General features: G+C 63.8%; 19 protein-coding genes. 10 read left to right on the top strand and 9 right to left on the bottom strand.

Features of this window, described 5'->3' with window-relative positions; translation table 11 throughout:
• The first annotated feature begins 3 nt into the window (after positions 1-3).
• From LMT64_RS11300 to LMT64_RS11290, 3 genes are all read left to right on the top strand, one after another.
• Positions 4-690, top strand: a complete 687-nt coding sequence (locus LMT64_RS11300; RefSeq protein ID WP_126352842.1) for a c-type cytochrome — start codon at positions 4-6, stop codon at positions 688-690.
• 81 nt (positions 691-771) lie between these two features.
• Positions 772-3,102 (top strand): penicillin acylase family protein, encoded by a 2,331-nt coding sequence (locus LMT64_RS11295; RefSeq protein WP_229253500.1) that lies wholly within the window; start codon positions 772-774, stop codon positions 3,100-3,102.
• Between the two features lie 87 nt (positions 3,103-3,189).
• The gene (locus tag LMT64_RS11290) at positions 3,190-3,987 is read left to right on the top strand and encodes a hypothetical protein (protein ID WP_126352840.1); all 798 of its coding nucleotides are present in this window, start codon (positions 3,190-3,192) and stop codon (positions 3,985-3,987) included.
• 4 nt (positions 3,988-3,991) lie between these two features.
• Here LMT64_RS11290 and LMT64_RS11285 read toward each other — a convergent pair whose 3' ends face one another.
• The 4 genes from LMT64_RS11285 to LMT64_RS11270 all read right to left on the bottom strand — a co-directional run bounded on the left by LMT64_RS11285 (position 3,992) and on the right by LMT64_RS11270 (position 6,712).
• Complete coding sequence (locus tag LMT64_RS11285) at positions 3,992-4,540, bottom strand: GNAT family N-acetyltransferase (protein ID WP_126352839.1); 549 nt, start codon at positions 4,538-4,540, stop codon at positions 3,992-3,994.
• Complete coding sequence (locus LMT64_RS11280) at positions 4,541-5,323, bottom strand: DUF1990 domain-containing protein (protein ID WP_126352838.1); 783 nt, start codon at positions 5,321-5,323, stop codon at positions 4,541-4,543.
• The gene (locus LMT64_RS11275; RefSeq protein WP_126352837.1) at positions 5,320-5,901 is read right to left on the bottom strand and encodes a DUF1990 family protein; all 582 of its coding nucleotides are present in this window, start codon (positions 5,899-5,901) and stop codon (positions 5,320-5,322) included. Before LMT64_RS11275 ends, LMT64_RS11280 begins: the two co-directional genes overlap by 4 nt.
• A gap of 70 nt (positions 5,902-5,971) precedes the next feature.
• Complete coding sequence (locus LMT64_RS11270) at positions 5,972-6,712, bottom strand: IclR family transcriptional regulator (protein WP_229253499.1); 741 nt, start codon at positions 6,710-6,712, stop codon at positions 5,972-5,974.
• A 114-nt stretch (positions 6,713-6,826) separates the two neighbouring features.
• Here LMT64_RS11270 and hutU point away from each other — a divergent pair, with 114 nt between their 5' ends.
• From hutU to hutI, 4 genes are all read left to right on the top strand, one after another.
• On the top strand, positions 6,827-8,503 hold the full coding sequence (hutU, locus tag LMT64_RS11265) for a urocanate hydratase (RefSeq protein WP_126352835.1): 1,677 nt from the start codon (positions 6,827-6,829) through the stop codon (positions 8,501-8,503).
• A complete protein-coding gene (locus LMT64_RS11260; RefSeq protein ID WP_126352834.1) occupies positions 8,500-9,048 on the top strand; it encodes a DinB family protein in 549 nt (182 codons plus the stop codon). The genes hutU and LMT64_RS11260 overlap by 4 nt, the downstream gene beginning before the upstream one ends.
• Positions 9,049-9,172: 124 nt before the next feature.
• On the top strand, positions 9,173-10,090 hold the full coding sequence (locus LMT64_RS11255) for an arginase family protein (protein ID WP_126352833.1): 918 nt from the start codon (positions 9,173-9,175) through the stop codon (positions 10,088-10,090).
• Positions 10,087-11,301, top strand: coding sequence for an imidazolonepropionase (hutI, locus tag LMT64_RS11250; RefSeq protein ID WP_126352832.1), 1,215 nt, complete (start codon positions 10,087-10,089; stop codon positions 11,299-11,301). The genes LMT64_RS11255 and hutI overlap by 4 nt, the downstream gene beginning before the upstream one ends.
• Here the strand turns inward: hutI and LMT64_RS11245 are convergent.
• The gene (locus LMT64_RS11245; protein WP_126352831.1) at positions 11,282-12,256 is read right to left on the bottom strand and encodes a GNAT family N-acetyltransferase; all 975 of its coding nucleotides are present in this window, start codon (positions 12,254-12,256) and stop codon (positions 11,282-11,284) included. The genes hutI and LMT64_RS11245 overlap by 20 nt on opposite strands.
• Before the next feature lie 59 nt (positions 12,257-12,315).
• On the opposite strand from LMT64_RS11245, the gene hutH reads away from it, so the two are divergent.
• Both hutH and LMT64_RS11235 read left to right on the top strand, forming a co-directional pair.
• Positions 12,316-13,830 carry a histidine ammonia-lyase gene (gene hutH, locus LMT64_RS11240; RefSeq protein WP_126352830.1) on the top strand — a complete coding sequence of 505 codons (1,515 nt, stop codon included), beginning with the start codon at positions 12,316-12,318 and terminating at the stop codon, positions 13,828-13,830.
• Between the two features lie 64 nt (positions 13,831-13,894).
• A complete protein-coding gene (locus tag LMT64_RS11235; RefSeq protein WP_126352829.1) occupies positions 13,895-14,374 on the top strand; it encodes a hypothetical protein in 480 nt (159 codons plus the stop codon).
• 24 nt (positions 14,375-14,398) lie between these two features.
• Here the strand turns inward: LMT64_RS11235 and LMT64_RS11230 are convergent, their stop codons facing one another.
• From LMT64_RS11230 to LMT64_RS11220, 3 genes are all read right to left on the bottom strand, one after another.
• Complete coding sequence (locus tag LMT64_RS11230; protein ID WP_126352828.1) at positions 14,399-15,463, bottom strand: Atu2307/SP_0267 family LLM class monooxygenase; 1,065 nt, start codon at positions 15,461-15,463, stop codon at positions 14,399-14,401.
• 246 nt (positions 15,464-15,709) lie between these two features.
• Positions 15,710-16,549, bottom strand: a complete 840-nt coding sequence (locus tag LMT64_RS11225) for an integrase core domain-containing protein (protein ID WP_229253119.1) — start codon at positions 16,547-16,549, stop codon at positions 15,710-15,712.
• Between the two features lie 32 nt (positions 16,550-16,581).
• Positions 16,582-16,869, bottom strand: a complete 288-nt coding sequence (locus tag LMT64_RS11220) for a transposase (protein ID WP_126352484.1) — start codon at positions 16,867-16,869, stop codon at positions 16,582-16,584.
• Between the two features lie 45 nt (positions 16,870-16,914).
• On the opposite strand from LMT64_RS11220, the gene LMT64_RS11215 reads away from it, so the two are divergent.
• Positions 16,915-17,982, top strand: coding sequence for a GGDEF domain-containing protein (locus LMT64_RS11215; protein WP_126353247.1), 1,068 nt, complete (start codon positions 16,915-16,917; stop codon positions 17,980-17,982).
• A gap of 58 nt (positions 17,983-18,040) precedes the next feature.
• On the opposite strand, the gene LMT64_RS11210 is transcribed toward LMT64_RS11215, so the two are convergent.
• On the bottom strand, positions 18,041-19,267 hold the full coding sequence (locus tag LMT64_RS11210; RefSeq protein WP_126353245.1) for an NAD(P)/FAD-dependent oxidoreductase: 1,227 nt from the start codon (positions 19,265-19,267) through the stop codon (positions 18,041-18,043).
• Positions 19,268-19,354 lie beyond the last annotated feature (87 nt).

The following is a 19,354-nucleotide window of genomic DNA, read 5'->3' as shown; positions in this document are numbered from 1 at the left end:
ACCATGAAATATCCAGAAGCCATTGGCGCTGCATTTGTCACTGCTGTCCTGGCCGCAGCCATCGGGCTGACCCAGGTACGGACCCCTTCTAGCGAGGGACTGGGCGCAGGCAACATGCCCATCACCAACCCCGTCGAAGGCGAAGTGGGCGCAGGTCAGCAAAGCCAGCCTGTCGAAGCGAGTGACCAACCCATCAGCACCGATACGCCCGCCGAGGGCACTGAAGAAGGAGGGGCTGAGGGCAGCGAAAGCTCAGGTACTGGAGGCGCAGATACCTCTAGCGCTACCGGGACTCCTGCCACGACGGATAGTGCAGTGACGACGGACAAGGCCGAAGGCGCGGCTGAAAATGAAAGCGGCACACCGGAAGCAGCGGAAGAGGGGACATCCGAAGAAGCCACTCCTGCCGCTGGGGCTACCGAAAGTTCAGCCCAGGGTGACGCCGCCGCTGGCCAGGAAATCTTTGCCGGCTCCTGTGGTGGTTGTCACGGTGCCCAGGGACAAGGCGGCATCGGTCCAGCCATGACCGAAAATGCCAATGGCTGGGACCTTACCGGCTTCACCCAGACCCTGCGCGAAGGCGTCACCCCCGATGGCCGTGAACTCGCCCCCACCATGCCCCGCTTCTCCGAGGCCCAGCTCTCTGACGCCGACGTCGCCAACATCCACGCCTGGGTCCAGTCCCTCTGATCGGCTGACCACAGCCGCCTCTTCCCCGGCGCAAGTTGAATCGCGCCGGGGTCGTCTGGGGCAGGTGCTCTAGACTGGACCATGCTGAAAAACCTGCTGAAAGTGGCCGCCGGACTGCTGCTCATTGCTGTGCTGGCGCTGGTGGCCGGAGCACTTTATTTGCGCAGTCAGACCTTACCGCAGCTGAGTGGTACCCTCTCAGCTGCCGGGCTAGGCGGCGAAGTGACCGTCACACGGGATCAGCACGGCATTCCCCACATTGCCGCACAGACGGACGAGGACGCGGTCTATGCGCTGGGCCTGGTCCATGCCCAGGACCGCGCCTGGCAGCTGGACTTTCAGCGGCGCATCGCGCAGGGACGACTGGCCGAGGTGCTGGGAGAAGCGGCGCTGGAGCAGGATAGATTTCTGCGCACCTGGGGCTTTCAGCAGGCTGCCCAGACGGCGCTGCCCGCTTTGTCTGAACGCTCCCGTCGCCTGATCGCTGCCTATACCGCGGGAGTCAATGCCGGCTTTGCCCAGGGGAAAACGGCACCTGAATTTCTGATTCTGGGCTATGAGCCTGAACCCTGGACCGACGTGGATTCAGTGGCCTGGAGCAAACTGATGTCCTTCGACCTGGGCGGCAACTGGGAGCAGGAGCTGGACAACTGGAACCTTTGTCACAAGGGTGGGTCCAGAGCACTGACCGAATCGTCCCCGCCCTATCCGTCAGATGGGGTAACCATCCTGAGTGCCGACGAGTTGCCGGTAACAGGCGAAGATGCCAGCGCGCCTGGGGATGCCTGCCCAGCGGGCGACCTGAACGGGCACTTGTCGCAGCTCCGGCAGCACCTGGCCGCCGCCCGCGAGCTGGGCATGGCTGCCGAGCCGAGCAAAGGCAGCAACAACTGGGTGGTATCGGGCCAGCACACCGAATCGGGCCTGCCCCTCCTGGCCGACGACCCGCACCTGCAACTGCGTAACCCGATGCTGTGGTATCTGGCAGAGCTGAAAGGCGACGGGCTCAGCACCATCGGGGCCACCATTCCGGGATTGCCTGCCGTGGTGATCGGACGCAATCGGCAGGTGGCCTGGGGGGTGACCAACCACAATCCGGATGTACAGGGCCTGTTCGTGCTGCCACCAAACGCCGACGTGACGGTCCGCGAGGAGGTGATCCGGGTCAAGGGCGGAGAAGATGTGCGCCTGAATGTCGAAGAAAGCGAGTACGGCCCGGTCGTATCCAAGCTGGGCGACGCCGCCGACGCGCCCCGGCTGGCCCTGAGCTGGCCCACGCTGATGCCGGGCGACACCACGCTGGACGCCTTTTTAGGGATCAACTATGCCCAAGACTGGAATGGGTTCCGGGAGGCCATGCGCGCCTATGTCGCGCCCAGCCAGAGCTTCGTCTACGCGGACACGAGCGGCAACATCGGCTACATTGCGCCGGGACGGGTGCCGCTGCGGCAGGGCTGGGACGGAACGCTGCCCGTCCAGGCCGATGGAGAACACCGCTGGAACGGCTGGATTCCGTTTGAGGAACTCCCGCAGACCTACAACCCCGCCGACGGCATGGTGGTGACCGCCAACAACCGCTCGGTGCCGCAGGGCTATCCTCATCTGCTGAACAATGACCGTGGCTGGGCCGACCCCTACCGGGCCAGGCGGATCACCGAACTCCTGAATGAAAAAGCCCCCCTCAATCTGGCCGACATGGCCCAAGTGCAGAACGACACCTTCAGTGGTCCCTGGCAGGACCTGCGCGCTGATCTGCTGGGGGCCCTCCGCAGCCGCCTAAGTGACCGCGCCGAGGCGGCGCTGGATAGGCTGGCCGCGTGGGACGGCGTGCTGGCGACCGATTCGCAGGCCGCAACCCTCTTCGAGTGGTGGCTGCGTGGGCTGAAAGATATGGGGCAGGACGAATGGGGGCAAACGCTGAGCACCCGCGCCGTCGCTGAGGCACTCCGAACCGACGGCCCACTGTGCGCGGTCGGTGGGGAAGGGGGCTGCGACGAAGTGCTGGCTCAGACCCTGGAATACGCCGCAGAGCAGGCCGAGCAGGCGCCCTTTTATGGGCGAATCCATCAGGCCCTCAGTGCCCATGGGGCTTTCGGTGAGGTGGAGCGCCTGGCCCCCATCTTCAATACGTCGGTGGCCGCTCCCGGCGGCAGTGACACTGTGAACGTGGCCCGCCCCAGCCGTGAAGACGGCACGCTGAACTTCACTGCTGCTGCCAGCTACCGCCAGCTGATTGACCTGGCCGACCCTGACGCCAGCCTCTTTACCGGTACGTTGGGCCAGAGTGGGAATCCGCTGTCCCGTTACGCCCGCGACCAGCAGGCTGGGTGGGCGGCGGGTGAGTACCTCCCCATGAGCATGGACCCTGCGGACTGGGGCCAGACTCAGGTGCTGCGGCTCCAGCCTGAGTAAGCAGTGATGCGCCGCCTTTCTCATCTAGCGTTGCGGTGATGCTGAATTACGGCTGGCCGGACCACAGGGCAGCGATAGATTCAGCACATGGATACACCCACCTTGGCCCTGGCCCGCAACCTTGACTTGAGCTATCCGTCGAATCAGCTGGCGGCTGGCGGCGCGGTGGCCGGGTTGGTCCTGGCCCGCCTGACTGGGCAGAGTTGGGCCGACGCAGTACGCTGCGGGGCCGGAGCTTTTGCCGCCTGGGCTGGCGCCCGCGAACTGGACCCTGACCACGCCGAGAGCGCTGCATTGGCCCTGGCTGCCGAATTGCTGACTGGACTGGCAGCTGGCGGCAGCGAATCCGACCTGGCAGCGCTGGAAGAGCTGGCGGCCGCTTTTGCTGCGGTGGGGAGCCTGCGTCTGCTGAGCGCCACCGTGGGCGTGGCCCCGACCCAGCCCGAACAAACTGCCCTGGCCGCCGGAGCGCTGGGCCTGAGTGCTGTGGGCCAACAAGCCGCCGCGCTGCTCCCTGGCACGGCGCTGCTGGTTTCCCATACCCGTGAAGACGGACTGGGACCGGGTTCCCCCTGGACTGGCGTAGCCGCCCTGGCCGCCGTGGTGATGCCCACCCTGCTCAAGCCACAGGAGGGGACCACCCCCCTGAGTGGATTGCTGGCCCTGGCGGCGCTGAGCACTGCCCCAGCCAGCCTGCGGGTCAATGAGATAGAGACGCTGAACGATATCGAAGAGCAGCCCATCTCGCGTCAGCGGGTGAAATCCAGCCGGATGCTGGCCCTGGGCGCGGTCGGCCTGAGCCTGATCGTGGGTGGTCAGCGCGGTCTGCGGCCCGTAGCGGCGGCCTGCGCTGGCGTCGGGGCCTGGGCTTTGCTGTACCGCTGAGGAATCATTCGCCGCATCCCCGCTCGTAAATGTACTCATCGCTAACTGTCCCTTTAAATTTGTCCGCGCCCCGGATCTCCGAAACCTGCGTGAAGCCCAGGCGCTCCAGCAAGCGCTGAGAAGCAAGGTTGCGGGTGTCGGTGGTGGCCCGGAACTGCTTAACTTCCAGCTCCGTACATAGGAAATCTAGCAGGGCCTGCACCGCTTCCGCCGCGTAGCCCTGGCCCCAGTTGCCCGGGTGAAACACGTAGGCCACCTCTGCTTGGGCGCGCTCTGGCTGGACCGTGGCCTGCACTGTGCCGATGGCCTGGGTGCTCTGAAACACCACCCAGTTCAGCCACAGTTCGCTGCCGTCCGGTGAGCGGCGCGATTCCAGCCGGGCGTAGCGCTCACGCAGCGCCGCTTCATCTTCAGGAGGGTCGCTGGGCAAGTAGGTGTGCGTCCGGGGGTCGGCCAGCACCCGCATCATCAGGGGCGTGTGTTCCGCCCGCTGAGGCTCCAGGCGCAGCCGCCCGGTGACCAGCGGCGGATTGGGGTCGGCTGCCTCTTTCATTCAGCCCCCTTTCTCCCCGTGGCCTTGTTCCGTTAGCTGATCCTGCACCTCATCCGGCAATTCGCCCTCCGCTGGACGGTGTGGCGGTGTCTCGCTGGGAGCCGGAGCCAGGGCACCTGTTCGCAGCATCTCCCCCACCTGCTCTTTGAGGCGGCGCATGGACTGAAACGCGAAGCGCCGCTGCAAGTAGCGCCCGAACACCCTAAAGCCAATGCGGTAAATCAGATTGGAGATGTGCCCAGTGCGTGACACGGCGTGAATACGGAACGTGACCTGGCCGGTTTCCAGCACCTTATGAACCGTGAAATCAATCTGACCCTGTTCGTAATGACCCTCCAGGGTCTGGTATGAGTAGCCCCAGACCTGCTCAGTCAGGCCGTCCGGGCGCTGGCGCTGCTCGTCCACCACGCCCGTCACCTTGACCCCGAACCAGAAGGTGAACAGCAGGAATCGGCCCCGCAGCACCATCACCCGCTCTTCCAGGGGCGTGTCGGGCGTAAAGATGCCGGTAATCAAATCTGGCGGCGGGAAACTGTAGTTCCGTAACACCTGCTGAGCGGCGTGAAAGGAGCCTTCCGGCCAGGGCGCACCAGGGCTTTCGGGCATCAGGTCCTGTTCGTAGTCGTCCACATGCCAGCCGGTGGCACTGGTGTACTCGCTCAGGCGGGTGGGGTCAAAGTTCGGCCCCACGTCCACATACTGGTCCAGGCGGTACTTCTGGCGTTCATACAACCATTCGCGCTGCTCCTGCGGAGTGCGCCTGGGGAGGAAACGTGCCCTCACTGCGCCTGCGCCTCGGCCTTGGTGCGGGCGTCCAGGTCGTCTTCGTAGAGGGTACGGACCTGCACCTCACCGATCGCCTCGCCGCCACCGAACTCACAGACGCGCTCACAGAACTTGACCCAGGTCATCTCCTGCGCCTTCTTGCCCACGCCCAGCCGGTCGTAGGTCACGGCCACCACCCCGTCACGCGAGCGGGCCAGCGAACGAATCTCGAAGTGCAGGGCATCCTCAAAATGCTCTGCTGGTTCAATCGAGAAGGTGATTTCGCCCGCTTCCGGGTGGCCTTCGAGGGTTTCCATTTTGAAGTGGAGCTCGCCCACTTCCAGCACACGTACATCACCGTTCCAGGGACCGAGAATGGTGATGTGAAACTCGTCGCCGGGGCGCAGCGTGTACTCTGACCCTTCTTCTTTCTGGAAGTTCGCCAGGGCCTTGGGGCTAAATTCTTCAATGTGGCGCTGAATGTAGGCCATGATTTCCTGCGCCGATTTCTGTGGGCGCTGAAACTCTATCCAGTAGCGGCGCTCAATCAGCGGACCATAGCCTTCCGGGGCTTTCTGGGTGTCTTGCTGGCTCATGGCTCCACTATGCGCCGCTGGGCAAGTCTGGCCCGCGCTGGGCAACTAAAGGGGACTTTATGCATCAGCCTCATCTGCCCCCCAGTTCCCAGCCCAGATCGTGAGTTGCACGCCGCAGTCGCCGCTCCAGCAATTCTCGCCCGCGCAACTGGTCGGTGGGCAGACTCAGGCCCAGGGCACACAGGGCCTCACCACCCAGACCGCGTACTGGCACCGCCAGACTGGACGTTCCCAGTGACCACTCGTCCTGGGTGACCGCCAGATCAGCAGCGCGGATGGCCGCGGCTTCTTGGTCCCAGGGGGACGGCGAGGTGTAGGCGGTGTAGCGCGGCGGGTGGTTCGGCAAGGGTAAGCCATGCAGCGCGAACAGCAACTTGCCGCTGGCACTGGCATGGGCCGGCAGCTGAAAACGTGTTTCGCCTTCGACCTCGTCACCCTCACGGCCCTGCACACTGCGGGCAATGCACAGCACTTGTGGCTGGGGCCCGCTCTGGTCCAGCACTGCCAAAAAAGCCAGCCGCCGGGTCCCGCGTGCCAGGGCGTTCATGGTGTCGTGGGCAGGGCCATACCAGGGGAGCGACGAATACAACGCGCTGGACAGCTTCAGCAAGCGCCAGCCCAATGCATATCGGCCCCGCCCAGTTTTCTGGAGCAGGCCAGTCACGCTTAACGTCTCTAGCGTTTCGTGCAGCGTGCTGGTCGGCAGGTCCAGAAATTCGGCCAGCTCACTCAGCCGCCACTCGGTCCGGTCAGCGTCAAATGCTTCCAAAACGCGCACGGCGCTCATGACGGTCTGCAGCGGCCGGGACATGGCAAGAGCTTAGAATATTTCCGGGTATGGCGGAAAGTCCCGTTGCGGCTTGAGCCAGGGCGCGGCAGCATGGGGACAACATTCAATTCAACCTCACTCAAGGAGGAACCCAACGTGACCCAGACCGAACCCCGTGTCATTCGTGCCCCACGCGGCCCCAACAAGACGGCCAAAGGCTGGATTCAGGAAGCCGCCAAGCGGATGCTGATGAATAACCTTGACCCCGAAGTGGCCGAACACCCTGAAGCGTTGGTGGTGTACGGCGGACGCGGCAAGGCCGCCCGCAACTGGGAAGCCTTCGACCGCATCGTGGAGACGCTGGACCGCCTGGAAAACGACGAAACCCTGCTGGTCCAGAGCGGCAAGCCGGTGGCGGTGTTCCGCACCTTCCTGCACGCCCCCCGCGTGCTGATTGCCAACTCCAACCTGGTGCCGCACTGGGCCACCTGGGAAGAATTCGACCGCCTGGATCAGGCTGGCCTGATGATGTACGGCCAGATGACGGCGGGGAGCTGGATCTATATCGGCACGCAGGGCATCTTGCAGGGGACCTACGAGACGTTCGCAGGCGCGGCCAAGAAGCACTTCGGCGGTTCGCTGAAGGGCACCGTCACGGTGACGGCGGGCCTGGGTGGCATGGGCGGGGCGCAGCCGCTGGCGGTCAAGCTGGCCGGCGGGGTCGCCATCTGCATCGAGGTGGACCCCACCCGCACCCAGAAGCGGCTGGACACCCGCTACCTGGACGAGGTGGCGGACAGCCTGGCGGACGCCATCAAAAAGGCCGAGCAGTACAAGGCCGAGGGCGTGGCCCGCTCCATCGGCGTGCTGGGCAACGCGGCCGAACTGGTGCCGCAATTGGCAGAAATGAACTGGACGCCTGACCTGATCACCGACCAGACCAGCGCCCACGACCCGATGTGGGGGTATATCCCCCCGGTGCGCCCCGACGAGGACGCCGGCCGGCTGCGCCAGGATGCGCCACAGGAGTACCGTGAGCGGGCCTATGCTGCGATGGCGACACATGTCCGCGCCATTCTGGAGCTGCAGCGGCGCGGCGCGGTGGCCTTCGACTACGGCAATAACCTGCGCCAGCGGGCCTTCGAGGCAGGGGTGGAAAACGCTTTTGACTACCCTGGCTTTGTCCCCGCCTTTATTCGCGATTCCTTCTGCGAGGGACGTGGACCGTTTCGCTGGGTGGCGCTGTCAGGCGACCCGGAAGACATCTACGCTACCGACCGGGCGCTGTTGGAGCTGTTCCCGGAAGATGAGCGCCTGCAGAGTTGGCTGACCTACGCCGCCGAGCAGATCGCTTTTCAGGGCTTGCCCGCCCGGATCTGCTGGCTGGGCTACAAGGAGCGCGACAAAGCCGCGAAACTCTTTAACGACATGGTGCGGGATGGCCGCCTGAAGGCCCCCATCGTGATCGGGCGCGACCATCTGGACGCTGGCAGTGTCGCCAGCCCCTACCGCGAGACGGAAGCCATGCAGGACGGCAGCGACGCGGTGAGCGACTGGCCGCTGCTGAACTTCGGCGTCGGCATCGCCTCTGGCGCAGCCTGGATGAGCTTTCACCACGGTGGTGGCGTAGGCCTGGGCTTCTCGCAGCACTCCGGCCTGGTGGCCCTGGCCGACGGCAGCGAGGAAGCCGCCGAGCGCCTCAGCCGCTGCCTGACCAATGACCCCGGCATGGGCGTGATTCGCCACGCCGACGCCGGCTACGCACACGCCATCGAAACGGCGAAGGAGCGCGGCATCGACCTGCCGAGTCTGGGGATCGAGAACCGGAAATGAAGGCGCTGCCCCTCTCCTACAGCGACCACTTCCAGCCGGGTAATCTGGAGGGGTTCAGCCCTCAGATCTCCCTCCTGGTCCACAGCCTGGAATATGTCCGGACCAACACCCTGCACGCCGTCAACGGCCTGAGCACCGCAGAGCTGGACACCCAGGTGCTGCCCGGCGGAAACACCATCGGGATGCTGCTGGCGCATTTTGCCGGAACCGAACACGGCTATGGCCGTCTGACCTTTGACGGACGGACCGATGGATTTGACCGTCCGGAAAACGTCCTGGGCGAGGCGGGCCGCGCCGCTTTCCAGGGCCAGGAACTGGACTTTTATCTGGCGCGAATGGCGCAGGTCCGCGCCCAAACCCTGGCAGAACTGAGCCAGCGTGATGACGACTGGCTCAGCGCTGGCTTGCCACCTGAACTGGATCTGTTTGGTGTTCCGACCAACCATCACTGGTGCTGGTTTCATGTGATGGAAGACGAGTTGCGCCATCAGGGGCAGATCACCATTTTGCGTAAGGAACTGGAGCGCCGGGCGGCGGACGCCTAACCTGAAGCCATGGCCCAGACTGGTGGCAGCGTCTGGCACTCTGCCCTGTTCGGCGCGCTGCTGGTGGTCAGGTCAGTCTGGTTTGGCCCTCTGGACCGTCTGGTCATTCAAGAATGGAGCAAGCATGACCCACCCCACCCATCTCCCCTACGGCGGCATTCCTACCTTTGCCCGCGCCCCACTGGTTGACCCCAGCGGCGACTGGCACGCTGATGTGGCCGCGTTGGGGATTCCCTTTGACATCGCGCTGGGCTTCCGGCCTGGGGCGCGCTTTGCGCCGCGGGCGCTGCGGGAAGCCAGCTTGCGCAGCGTGCCGCCCTTTACCGGACTGGACGGCATCACCCGGCTGGCAGGAGTCACCTTTGCCGATGCAGGCGATGTGGTGCTGCCCAGCCTGGAGCCGGAACTGGCGCATGACCGTATTACCGAGGCGGCGCGGCAGGTCCGGTCCAGATGTCGGCTGCCCGTCTTTCTGGGTGGTGATCACTCTGTGAGTTATCCACTGCTGCAGGCCTTTGACGATGTGGAGGCTCTGCATGTCGTTCAGCTCGACGCCCACCTGGACTTTACCGATGTCCGTAACGATACGCGCTGGAGCAATTCCAGTCCTTTTCGCCGGGCCGCCGAGGCGCTGCCCAACCTGTTTCATATCAGCACCATTGGCCTGCGCGGCCTGCGCTTCGACCCCGAAGCAGTCGCAGCCGCGCGGGCGCGGGGACACACCCTGACCGAAATGCGCGAGGTAGATGCGGATTTTATCGGCGTCCTTGAAGGCTTGCCTATGGGGCAGAACGTGTATCTCAGTATCGACGTGGACGGCTTTGATCCGGCGGTGATTCCAGGGACCAGCAGCCCAGAACCTGATGGCCTCAGCTACGCGCAGGGAGCGGCGTTGATGGCGGCCACGGCCCGGCGAAACCATATCGTGGGGCTGGATCTGGTGGAACTGGCCCCGAACCTGGATCCATCCGGGCGCAGTGAACTGCTGATGGCACGGCTGATCATGGAAACGCTCTGCGCCGTGTGGGAAGGAGAGGCATGACCGAGACGCTTTTTACCGATATCTCCCAGCTGGCTACGCCCGCCAGCGGCCTTCAGCGTGGCGCAGCAATGAGAGGGCTGAGCGTGACAGAGAACGCCGCGCTGCTGGTGCGTGATGGCGTCATCGCCTGGACCGGCCAGGCGGCGGACGCGCCCCAGGCCGAGCAAACCATCAGCCTGGGCGGGCGAGCGGTGGTGCCAGGGCTGGTGGACCCCCACACCCACGCGGTCTGGGCCGGAGACCGCCTGGCCGACTGGGACGCCAAATTGAGCGGGGCCACCTATGAGGAAATCCTGGCCCGTGGCGGAGGTATTCGCTCTACGATGCGGGCCACGGCTGCCGCGACTGTGGACGAGCTGGTCGCCCTGGCCCGGCCCCGACTGGCAGCGCTGCGCTGCTCCGGAGCGACGACGATAGAGGTGAAAAGTGGGTATGGGCTGGACCCGGAAGCCGAACTGCGAATGCTACGGGCCGTGCGCGAACTGCGCCGCGAGTTCGATCTGAGCCCTACTTTGCTGATTCATGTGCCGCCTGAAACGGGCCGCGCCGAATACGTGCAGGAGGTGTGCCGCCACCTGATTCCACAGGCCGCCGAAATGGGATTGGCGAACGCGGTGGATGTCTTTACTGAGAAAGAAGCCTTTACGGTAGAAGAAACCCGCGCCCTTCTGGAAGCGGCGCAGAGTACGGGCCTGCACACCAAGCTGCACGCCGACCAGTTCCATGCGATTGGTGGAACCGAGCTGGCCTGCGAACTGGGTGCGCTGAGCGTGGATCACTTGGAGGCGAGTGGCCCGGAGCAAATTGCCGCGCTGGCTGCTTCGGATACGGTGGCGACCATCCTCCCGGGGGTCACCCTGCACCTGGGCCTGCCCGCTGCACCGGGCCGGAAACTGATCGACGCCGGGGCCGCGGTCGCCATCGGCACGGACCTGAATCCCGGCAGCTCGCCGCTGTTCAGTACACAATTCGCCCTGGCCCTGGGCGTACGGCTGTGCGGTCTGACTCCCGCCGAAGCCCTGACCGCCTGCACCGTGAACGCGGCTGCAGCGCTGGGACTCACTGACCGGGGCAGCCTGAGCAAAGGACAGCGGGCCGATTTTTGCGTGCTGGAAGGAGCCGACTGGCGCGAGGTGGCGTATGTGCTGGGCGGGAATGTGGTGGCCGAGGTGTGGTGCGGGGGTGTGCGGGCTACTGCAATTCGCGAATAAGCACCAGCCGCGCCGTTTCGCGCACGAAGCCCAGGTGGTCATTAATGCGCAGCATGGGCGTGTTACGGGCATGGTTGGTGGTGCGCAGGTGCTGGTAGCCCTGGTTTAGCGCCCAGCGCACCGCCGCCAGCTTCAGGACTAGCGCCAGCGAACGCCCGCGCCAGGGCCTCAGTACCCCGGTGATGCCGTTATGCAGCGTAGCGGAGCGCTCGGGCATGGGACGCAGTGGGCCGGTCATGGCCACCCAGTCGCCCTCCGGGGACACCGCCAGCCACACTTCGGCCCCGGGAACAATTGTCGGGAGCATGTGCCGCTGCCAGGTTTCAAAAGTCCACTCGCTCATCGGCACGGCACTGGGCACGTCCCGTTCTATGGCGCTTTGCAAGCTGAAGAGCCGCCGCTGAAGGGCCTCTACGTCACCGAAATCGGCCAGCGCCGTGAAGCTGCTCAGCGGGCGCAGCGTTACGCCCAAAGCTGTCGCCCGCATTAGTGCTTCCCCGAAACGGCCCATGTCCAGACCGGTCATGTTCAGGCTGCTGGGCCATAAGCGGTCATGTTCGTGGTAGCCGCGCTGCCCATAGAAGGGCCGCTCCCACCAGTCTTCATGCAAAGTCGTCATCAGGGTATGGGCACCCTGGGAGCGGGCGTACTCTCCGGCCATGTCCAGCAGATCAGGAGCCAGGGGGGGCTGCAGGGTCACAACCTCCACGCTCAGCCAGCCGGGATGGTCTTCTTCGCGGGGAACACCCGTTTCGCTGAAGGCGACCAGCCGCCCGCCGCACTCTATCAGCAGGCGCTGAAAAGGCTCCTCTGAACTGCGGCCCGCGTCCCAGCGCTGCAAGGTTTCCAGGCTGACGGGCCGCTCGGGGTGGGCGGCGCTCAGCAACCCAGCCACCCCCGGAAGGTCGGCGGGGGTACCGGGCCTGACGGTGTAACCAGAGGGCAAACGCGACATGGGCGACTATGGCACGGAGGCGGAGTGGGCACATCAGCACTTTGGCTTACCCTGTAGGCATGATTCTGGACAAACAACTGACCCTGGGCGGCTTTATCGCCGTGGTGCGCGGCGGCGAAACGGTGGAGCTGTCCGAAGCCGCCCGTGAGCGCATCGCCAAAGCCCGCGCCATCATCGAGCGCATCGTGGAAGGCGACGCGGCCATTTATGGCGTGAACACCGGCTTTGGCCGGTTCGAGAACGTGCAGATTGACCGCCAGCAGCTGGCGCAACTGCAACATAACCTAATCGTGTCGCACGCCATCGGGCTGGGCGAGCCGCTGCCCGGCGAAGTGGTGCGCGGAATGCTGCTGCTGCGGGCGCAGAGCCTGGCACTGGGGCACAGCGGGGTGCGGCCCGAGGTGGTCGAACTGCTGCTGGCCCTGCTGAACGCTGACGCGCTGCCGGTGGTCCCGGCCCAGGGCAGCGTGGGTGCTTCAGGCGATCTGGCCCCGCTGGCCCACCTGACGCTGGGCCTGCTGGGACTGGGCGAGATGATGTATGGCGGCGAGGTGCGCCCCGCTGCCGAAGTGCTGCGTGAGCTGGGGCTAGACCCGCTGACCTTACAGGCCAAAGAGGGACTGGCGCTTATCAACGGCACGCAGCTGATGGGTTCATTGCTGGCCCTGGCCATGCATGACACCCGCACGTTGCTGCACACCGCCAACCTGGCCGCCGCCATGACGGTGGAGGCCAAATACGGCTCTCACCGCCCGTTCGGAGCGGACGTGGTGGGTCTGCGCCCGCATCCCGGCGCGGTGGCGGTGGCCGCCGAGCTGCGTGATCACTTGCGTGACTCCGAGATCGCGCCCAGTCACCTGACCGGCGACGGGCGAGTGCAGGATGCCTATTCCCTGCGGGCCGTGCCGCAGGTCCACGGGGCCAGCCTGGATGCACTGGAACATGCCGAACGGGTCCTGCAAACCGAGTTCAACTCGGTCACAGACAACCCACTGATTTTCCCCGACACGGGCGAAGTCGTCTCTGGCGGGAATTTCCACGGGCAACCGCTGGCCGTGACGATTGACGTCCTGAAGGTCGCCGTCGCCGAACTGGGCAGCATCTCCGAGCGGCGCACCGAGCAGCTGCTCAACCCGGCGCTGAGTGGGCTGCCTGCGTTCTTGACCCCTCAGGGCGGTCTGAGTAGCGGCTTTATGATCGCGCAGTACACCGCCGCTGCCCTGGTCAGTGAGAACAAGGTACTGGCTCACCCTGCCAGCGTGGACTCTATCCCTACTTCTGCCAATCAGGAAGATCATGTCAGCATGGGCGCACACGGGGCGCGGCAGCTACGCGAGATCGTGGAGAATGTGGCCGGGGTACTGGCGATCGAACTGGCCTGCGCGGCGCAGGGCCTGGACTTTCAGTATGCCCGCCAGCCGCTTGCCCCCGGCATCGGCGTAGACCGCGCCTGGAAAGCCCTGCGGACGCGGATGCCCCCGCTGGAGGAGGACCGCTACTTCCGCCCCGAAGTGCTGCGGGTACGTGGGGCGGTCCTGAGCGGCGAGCTGCTCGCGGCGGCGCGGGGAGAGTAAAGCCTAAAGCGGCCTACCTGGGCCACTCAAGCCGCCGTCAGCCTCAGCGGCTACCTTCCTTCTTATGAAGAGAGCCCTGCTGCTGACCGGCCTGACCCTGACCTTCGCCTCCGCGCAGGCTGCGCCGCTGCTGGGGACCAAGGCCCCGGTGTACGACTCGGCGCTGTGCCGGGAGCTGGGCTGCCGCACCGGGCCGGTGCGGGACAGCGTGCTGGAAGGCAGCCGCAACCCGGTGCGGACCTATACTTATCCGCTGCCGCAGGGCCAGCAGCTTCAGGTGACCCGCTACCGTCTGCCGGGACAGGCCGCCAACCGCAACATCTACAGCGTGCGCTATACCAAGGGCACGTCACCACCGTACGGGGCCAGCAACGCAGCCAGGGTCGCCAGCGTAGTGGCCGGACGGACCATCACCCGCGCCGCCGTCGCCGCTTGCTGGACAAAGGGTGAAGGCACCATTTCACAGGCGGGCTTCAATGATCCGGTCGTGAGCTGTGTCAAGACGGCCCAGGGCGCCGGCGTGGTGACCGGGTTCATCAACTAAAGTTTGCTGGGCATGGGTGGCCCCTCAGCCGCGTCGCCGCGCCACCTCAGCCCTCACCGCTGGGGCCACCTCGGTGCCGAGCAGCTCGATAAATTCCATCACGTCACGGTGATCCATCATTCCGACGGTTTGCAGTAAGCAGCGGTCATGCCCGAACAGCTCGTGCTGATAAAGGATCTTCTCGGTCACTTGCTGCGGATCGCCCACCAGCAATGCTCCACGCAGTTCGCGGTCCCGCTCGTAGGATGCGCGGCTCAGTGGCGGCCAGCCGCGCTCACGCCCGATGCGGTTCATCTGCTCGGCGTGGGCGGGGAAATAGGCGTCGGCAGCGGCCTGCGCGCCGCGGGCCACGAAGCCGTGGGAGTTGATGCTCAGCCGGGTCTGCTCCGTGGTTCCGGCTTGCTCTGCGGCGCGGCGGTACAGCTCGGCAAACGGCACGAAACGCTCCGGTTCACCGCCGATGATCGCCAGCGCCATCGGCAAGCCCAGCGTCCCGGCGCGGACCGCCGACGCGGGAGTTCCTCCCACCGCCAGCCAGACTGGCAGCGGGTCTTGTACCGGGCGTGGGTAGACGCCCTCACCGCCCAGCGCGGGGCGGGTTTGCCCCTGCCAGGTCACGTGGGTCTCCTCGCGCAGCCGCAACAGCAGCTCTAGCCGCTCAGCGAACAACTGATCGTAATCAAAGCGGCTGGGGCCTAGAAACAGCGGGAACGACTCGGAAAAAGAGCCACGGCCTGCCATGATTTCGGCGCGGCCACCGCTCAGCAGATCCAGGGTGGCGAATTGCTGAAACACCCGCACCGGGTCGTCGGTGCCCAGCACGGTCACGGCACTGGACAGTCGGATGTTGTGCGTGGTGGCCGCTACTCCTGCCAATAGGGTCGCCGGAGACGAAGCCAGATAGTCGGGGCGGTGATGCTCACCGATGGCAAAGACATCTAACCCCACTTCGTCGGCCAGCTGGGCCTGTTCCAGCAGATTCCTGATTTCCTGCCGTGGGCTGACAGCCTGGCCAGAAGAGGTGCGTTCCGCATACGGCACAAAGGTATGCAGACCGAGTTCAAAGTGAGCCGGGGCAAGCTGGGTCATAGGATCAGCATAAATCAGGCACCTGGACTGCATTTAGGTGTTCAAACACCTATTTCTTAAGATGAAATAATTTGGCTGGTCTGGCCGCCGGAAGAAATGCGTCAGGCCATGCGGGCTAGCCTACGAACCCGAGAGACAGCAACCCCAAAGAGAGACAATGACGCCAAAACAAGTGCCCCGTTTAATCAAACAATATGAACGCCGCCGGATGGTTCTGGCGGTGCTGGTAGTGGTACGGAAAATCCTTCAGGCCACGTTCGAAGATTCCGTAGCTTCCAGCAGTTTAACCCAGGGGTAGGCATACCCCAGACTGGAATGTCTCCTTCCAGAGTTGTACCAGTTTTTAAACTTCGTGCTGAACGCACGAAGCTGGGCAATATTCGTCAATTCTTCCCGGAAGACGCCGTCATATTTGAAGGTCCGGTTGAGCCTTTCCAGGATGCCCATTCCTCGCTTCTGTGAGACCTTGGCCCGTACCCAGTTGCCCGGCTCCTGACAGGCCGCCTGGAATGCGCCAGACGTAAAATCTGAGCCACCATCAGTCATGATCAGGAGCTGCTCGTCTATGCCGAGATGGTGCAGCACATGGACTCCTCGTTGCAGCGCGGTGACCGCGCTGCTGGCAGAGAGATTCCGGACCACTTCAATGTGCAGCAGTGCGCGACTTTCTACGTCCAGGACAAGATAAGCCCAGCAGATCCCGTCCGGTAGGCTGAGCCGTGTGGCATCCATCTGAATTCGGCGGCCCGCTGGCCAGAGAACGATAGGCGTAGGGGACACCGGCAGACGGCGCTTCTTTCTGGGAACTGGGCGCTGCACCTTCAACTCCACCATGCAGCGACGAACAGTATGGAGGCCCGGAGCAGGCCGCAGAACATCTTGTTGTAGGGCCTGATAAATCAGACGGTAGCCGCTGAGTGGCTCTTCAAGGGCTTTCAGCCGTACCTCTTCCAGGACGTGCTGACGTCGCTCCGTCCGCTGTGCAGAACGCTCTGCGTTCTGCCGGGCATCGCGCAGGACATGATATGGACGCTCAACCTCAGCCGCAAATTGACTGAGGCTGAGCTTCGGGTGGTCTCTGAGCAACTCCTGATAGCACGCCAGGAGTTCATCTACGCTCAGAGACCCCGGATTTTTTTTGCGATGTAGAGCGACAATTCCTTATCCGCAATGATGGCCTTGAGCTGCTGGACTTCCTTCTTCAGCTTCTTTTGAGCCGCATCCGGCCTGGCTCCCTGGAGGCGGGCACGGCCCGCTTCCAGAAACTGGGCACGCCAGGTGTGAATCAAGCTCTCGCTGACCTCGTATTCACGAGCAGCTTCTGCGATGGTGTGCTCCCCGCTCAGGACAGCCAGAACAATCTGTTCCTTGAGTTCAGGTGACCAAGTTTTGCGCTGTTTTCCCATATCTTCCCTCCAGTGTGCCCCACCCTCCTAAAAAGTGGGGCTGATGTGGAAGGATTTCGCGTACCACTACCGCTGGCACTGATCTCGGTAGCGGTGCATGTCTACATGTTGCTGATCGCCTCGGTGCCCCCGCCCGTCATCTATACGCAGGTGGTAGGGATTATTGGACTGATAATCAGTCTGGTGAATCTGTACATCGTACTGACCGAACGGGGTACCATCCGGACAATGGGGCTGCTGACCGTTGTGCTGGCTGCCCTATGGCTAGGACGCTCCATGCTCGTGCAACTGATCAACGGCGGCACGGTTCCTGCAGGGGATCTGATCAGTGTGGCAGTGCTGGCAGCGTTAGCCTTCGCTTTAACACCGTTCCACATCGCGGCAGTCGTTTCAGGGCTGGCATTTCTTGGCCTTTGTATGGTGGCAGGCCTCACTGGCGGCGCTCCACTGCCTGACTTGATCAACCTGGCCGCCTTGCTCATCACCATGAGCCTGATTTCCGAAAGTGGCCACCGGGTGATCAGCGAAATTGGACACTCAGAAAAGCTGGAATACCTGGCCACCAAAGACGGCATAACTGGACTCCTGAACCGGGTGACGGTCGAGCAAAAGCTTGAGGAGCGGCTGCTGTCCCCAGAACACAGTGGCGTCCTGCTCCTGATGGACCTGGATCATTTCAAGCAGGTCAATGACCAGCACGGGCATCAAAAGGGAGACCAGGCCCTAATCTATGCCGCGCACGTGCTGAGCAGCGTCGCTGGCCCACATGACTTGGTTGGGCGTTGGGGCGGCGAGGAATTTATCATGCTGCTGGACGGCGCGACTGTCCCAGAAGCCCAGCAACGGGCCGGGCGGATTCAGAAGAACCTGCGACTCTCCCCTGCCGCTGGCCTTCCGCCGCTTTCGGTCAGCGGAGGCGGGGTTCACACCGGCGAACTGCCGGGGCAGATGTTATCGGCGCTGATTCGCCGCGCAGATGAGCGACTGTACGCCGCCAAAAATGCAGGTCGCTGCCGTTTTGACTGGGCAGACCAGAAGCGGGAGTTTACCCTGCCCAGTGGTCCCCAGGACCCCGCATCAACAAGCAGTCTTTGCGCTGATAACGACCTGTGAGAGTCGGCCACATGCCCTGTGCAGGACGCCTTAGGTGCAGGAAACCAGGGGGAGCAGTTCAGACCAGGCCTTTCAACATGCCGTACCAGTACATCGGTGCGAGGCCGTAGCGCTTGAGCAGCCACGAGTCGTAGCGTTCTGTGTCGGAAGGCATGAAGCTAGGAAAGCTGGATTTGATGCGGTTGCCATACACGAACTCCGCCAGAATTAATTTGCTGCGCCCGGTGACGATCGGGCAGCTGGAGTAGCCGTCATAAAAGTTGGTCGGAGGAAAGCCCTTCATCACCGTTTGCAGGTTCTTGGCGACCACCGGGTACTGCTTGCGGACAGCGGCTCCGGTCTTGGGATGGCCCGGCAGACCCGCCGCGTCACCCAGCGCGAAGACATACGGAAAATCGGGGCTTTGCAGGGTGTGGGCGTCTACCTTGACCCAGCCCTTGAGTGGCCCGTCGGCCACGGCGACATCCGAGCGCTTGATCCAGTCCGGGGCGCTCATGTGCGGTGTAACGTGCATCAGGTCGTACCGCTCGGTGTAGGTTTCCTGGCTGCCGCCGGGCTTCTGGACGGTGAAGGTCGCCTCTTTGGTCATCGGCTCAATGCGCTGCAAAGTGTGCCCAAACTCAGTCTGGATGTCACGCTCACGCACCACTTTGGTGAGGGCGTCGGCATATTCCTTCACGCCGAATATCACTCCACCCGGGGTCTTGAACTTGACCGGCGTCCGGCCACGCACGCCGTTCTCGCGGAAGGTTTCTTCCGACAGAAACATGATCTTCATTGGAGCGCCGCCACACTTGATCGGGGTCGCAGCCCCGTTGAAGATGGCGTGACCGCCCCGGAAGGTGCGGACCATCTCCCATGTTTTCTCAGCCTGCCGGAAATCGTAGATAGAACACACGCCGCCTTTACCCAGTGTTTCGCGGAACCCAGGAATCTTGTCCCAGTCGATCTGAATGCCGGGAGCCAGCACCAAGTAGTCGAACTCTACAATGCGTCCAGCGTCGGTGGTCAGCTGCTTTTTGGCCGCCTGAAGGTCCACCACAGCCTCGCGCAGCCACTCCACCCCGCTGGGCATCACGTCTTTCATGAGCTTGGCGCTGTCCAGGGCCTGAACGACCCCGCCGCCCACCAGCGTCCAGTACGGCTGATAAAAATGCACCTCGGCAGGATCAATCACGGTGATCTGGGCCTTGACCCCATCACGGAGCAGGCGCGAGGCCAGGCTGATGCCTCCGGCTCCGCCCCCCACAATCACAATTCGTTCGCGTGATATTGAAGTGTTCATACCTTATTAGAGGGTGGAATATGTCACCCCTGCCGTGAGGTGCCCCACCTATAACTAAACGCGATATAGCTTATTTATGCAAACCAT

Source organism: Deinococcus radiophilus (assembly GCF_020889625.1).
Classification (GTDB): Bacteria; Deinococcota; Deinococci; order Deinococcales; family Deinococcaceae; genus Deinococcus; species Deinococcus radiophilus.
This window is presented reverse-complemented; position numbering and strand designations above follow the sequence as displayed.

Bases quoted from the DNA above. Each gene is read 5' to 3' on its own strand.
- LMT64_RS11270 (WP_229253499.1), bottom strand. From the start codon at position 6,712: ATGTCCCGGCCGCTGCAGACCGTCATGAGCGCCGTGCGCGTTTTGGAA.
- LMT64_RS11220 (WP_126352484.1), bottom strand. From the start codon at position 16,869: ATGGGAAAACAGCGCAAAACTTGGTCACCTGAACTCAAGGAACAGATT.
- hutH (WP_126352830.1), top strand. From the start codon at position 12,316: ATGATTCTGGACAAACAACTGACCCTGGGCGGCTTTATCGCCGTGGTG.
- LMT64_RS11260 (WP_126352834.1), top strand. From the start codon at position 8,500: ATGAAGGCGCTGCCCCTCTCCTACAGCGACCACTTCCAGCCGGGTAAT.
- LMT64_RS11285 (WP_126352839.1), bottom strand. From the start codon at position 4,540: ATGAAAGAGGCAGCCGACCCCAATCCGCCGCTGGTCACCGGGCGGCTG.
- LMT64_RS11275 (WP_126352837.1), bottom strand. From the start codon at position 5,901: ATGAGCCAGCAAGACACCCAGAAAGCCCCGGAAGGCTATGGTCCGCTG.
- LMT64_RS11210 (WP_126353245.1), bottom strand. From the start codon at position 19,267: ATGAACACTTCAATATCACGCGAACGAATTGTGATTGTGGGGGGCGGA.
- LMT64_RS11235 (WP_126352829.1), top strand. From the start codon at position 13,895: ATGAAGAGAGCCCTGCTGCTGACCGGCCTGACCCTGACCTTCGCCTCC.
- LMT64_RS11245 (WP_126352831.1), bottom strand. From the start codon at position 12,256: ATGTCGCGTTTGCCCTCTGGTTACACCGTCAGGCCCGGTACCCCCGCC.
- hutI (WP_126352832.1), top strand. From the start codon at position 10,087: ATGACCGAGACGCTTTTTACCGATATCTCCCAGCTGGCTACGCCCGCC.
- LMT64_RS11255 (WP_126352833.1), top strand. From the start codon at position 9,173: ATGACCCACCCCACCCATCTCCCCTACGGCGGCATTCCTACCTTTGCC.
- LMT64_RS11290 (WP_126352840.1), top strand. From the start codon at position 3,190: ATGGATACACCCACCTTGGCCCTGGCCCGCAACCTTGACTTGAGCTAT.
- LMT64_RS11295 (WP_229253500.1), top strand. From the start codon at position 772: ATGCTGAAAAACCTGCTGAAAGTGGCCGCCGGACTGCTGCTCATTGCT.
- LMT64_RS11300 (WP_126352842.1), top strand. From the start codon at position 4: ATGAAATATCCAGAAGCCATTGGCGCTGCATTTGTCACTGCTGTCCTG.
- LMT64_RS11230 (WP_126352828.1), bottom strand. From the start codon at position 15,463: ATGACCCAGCTTGCCCCGGCTCACTTTGAACTCGGTCTGCATACCTTT.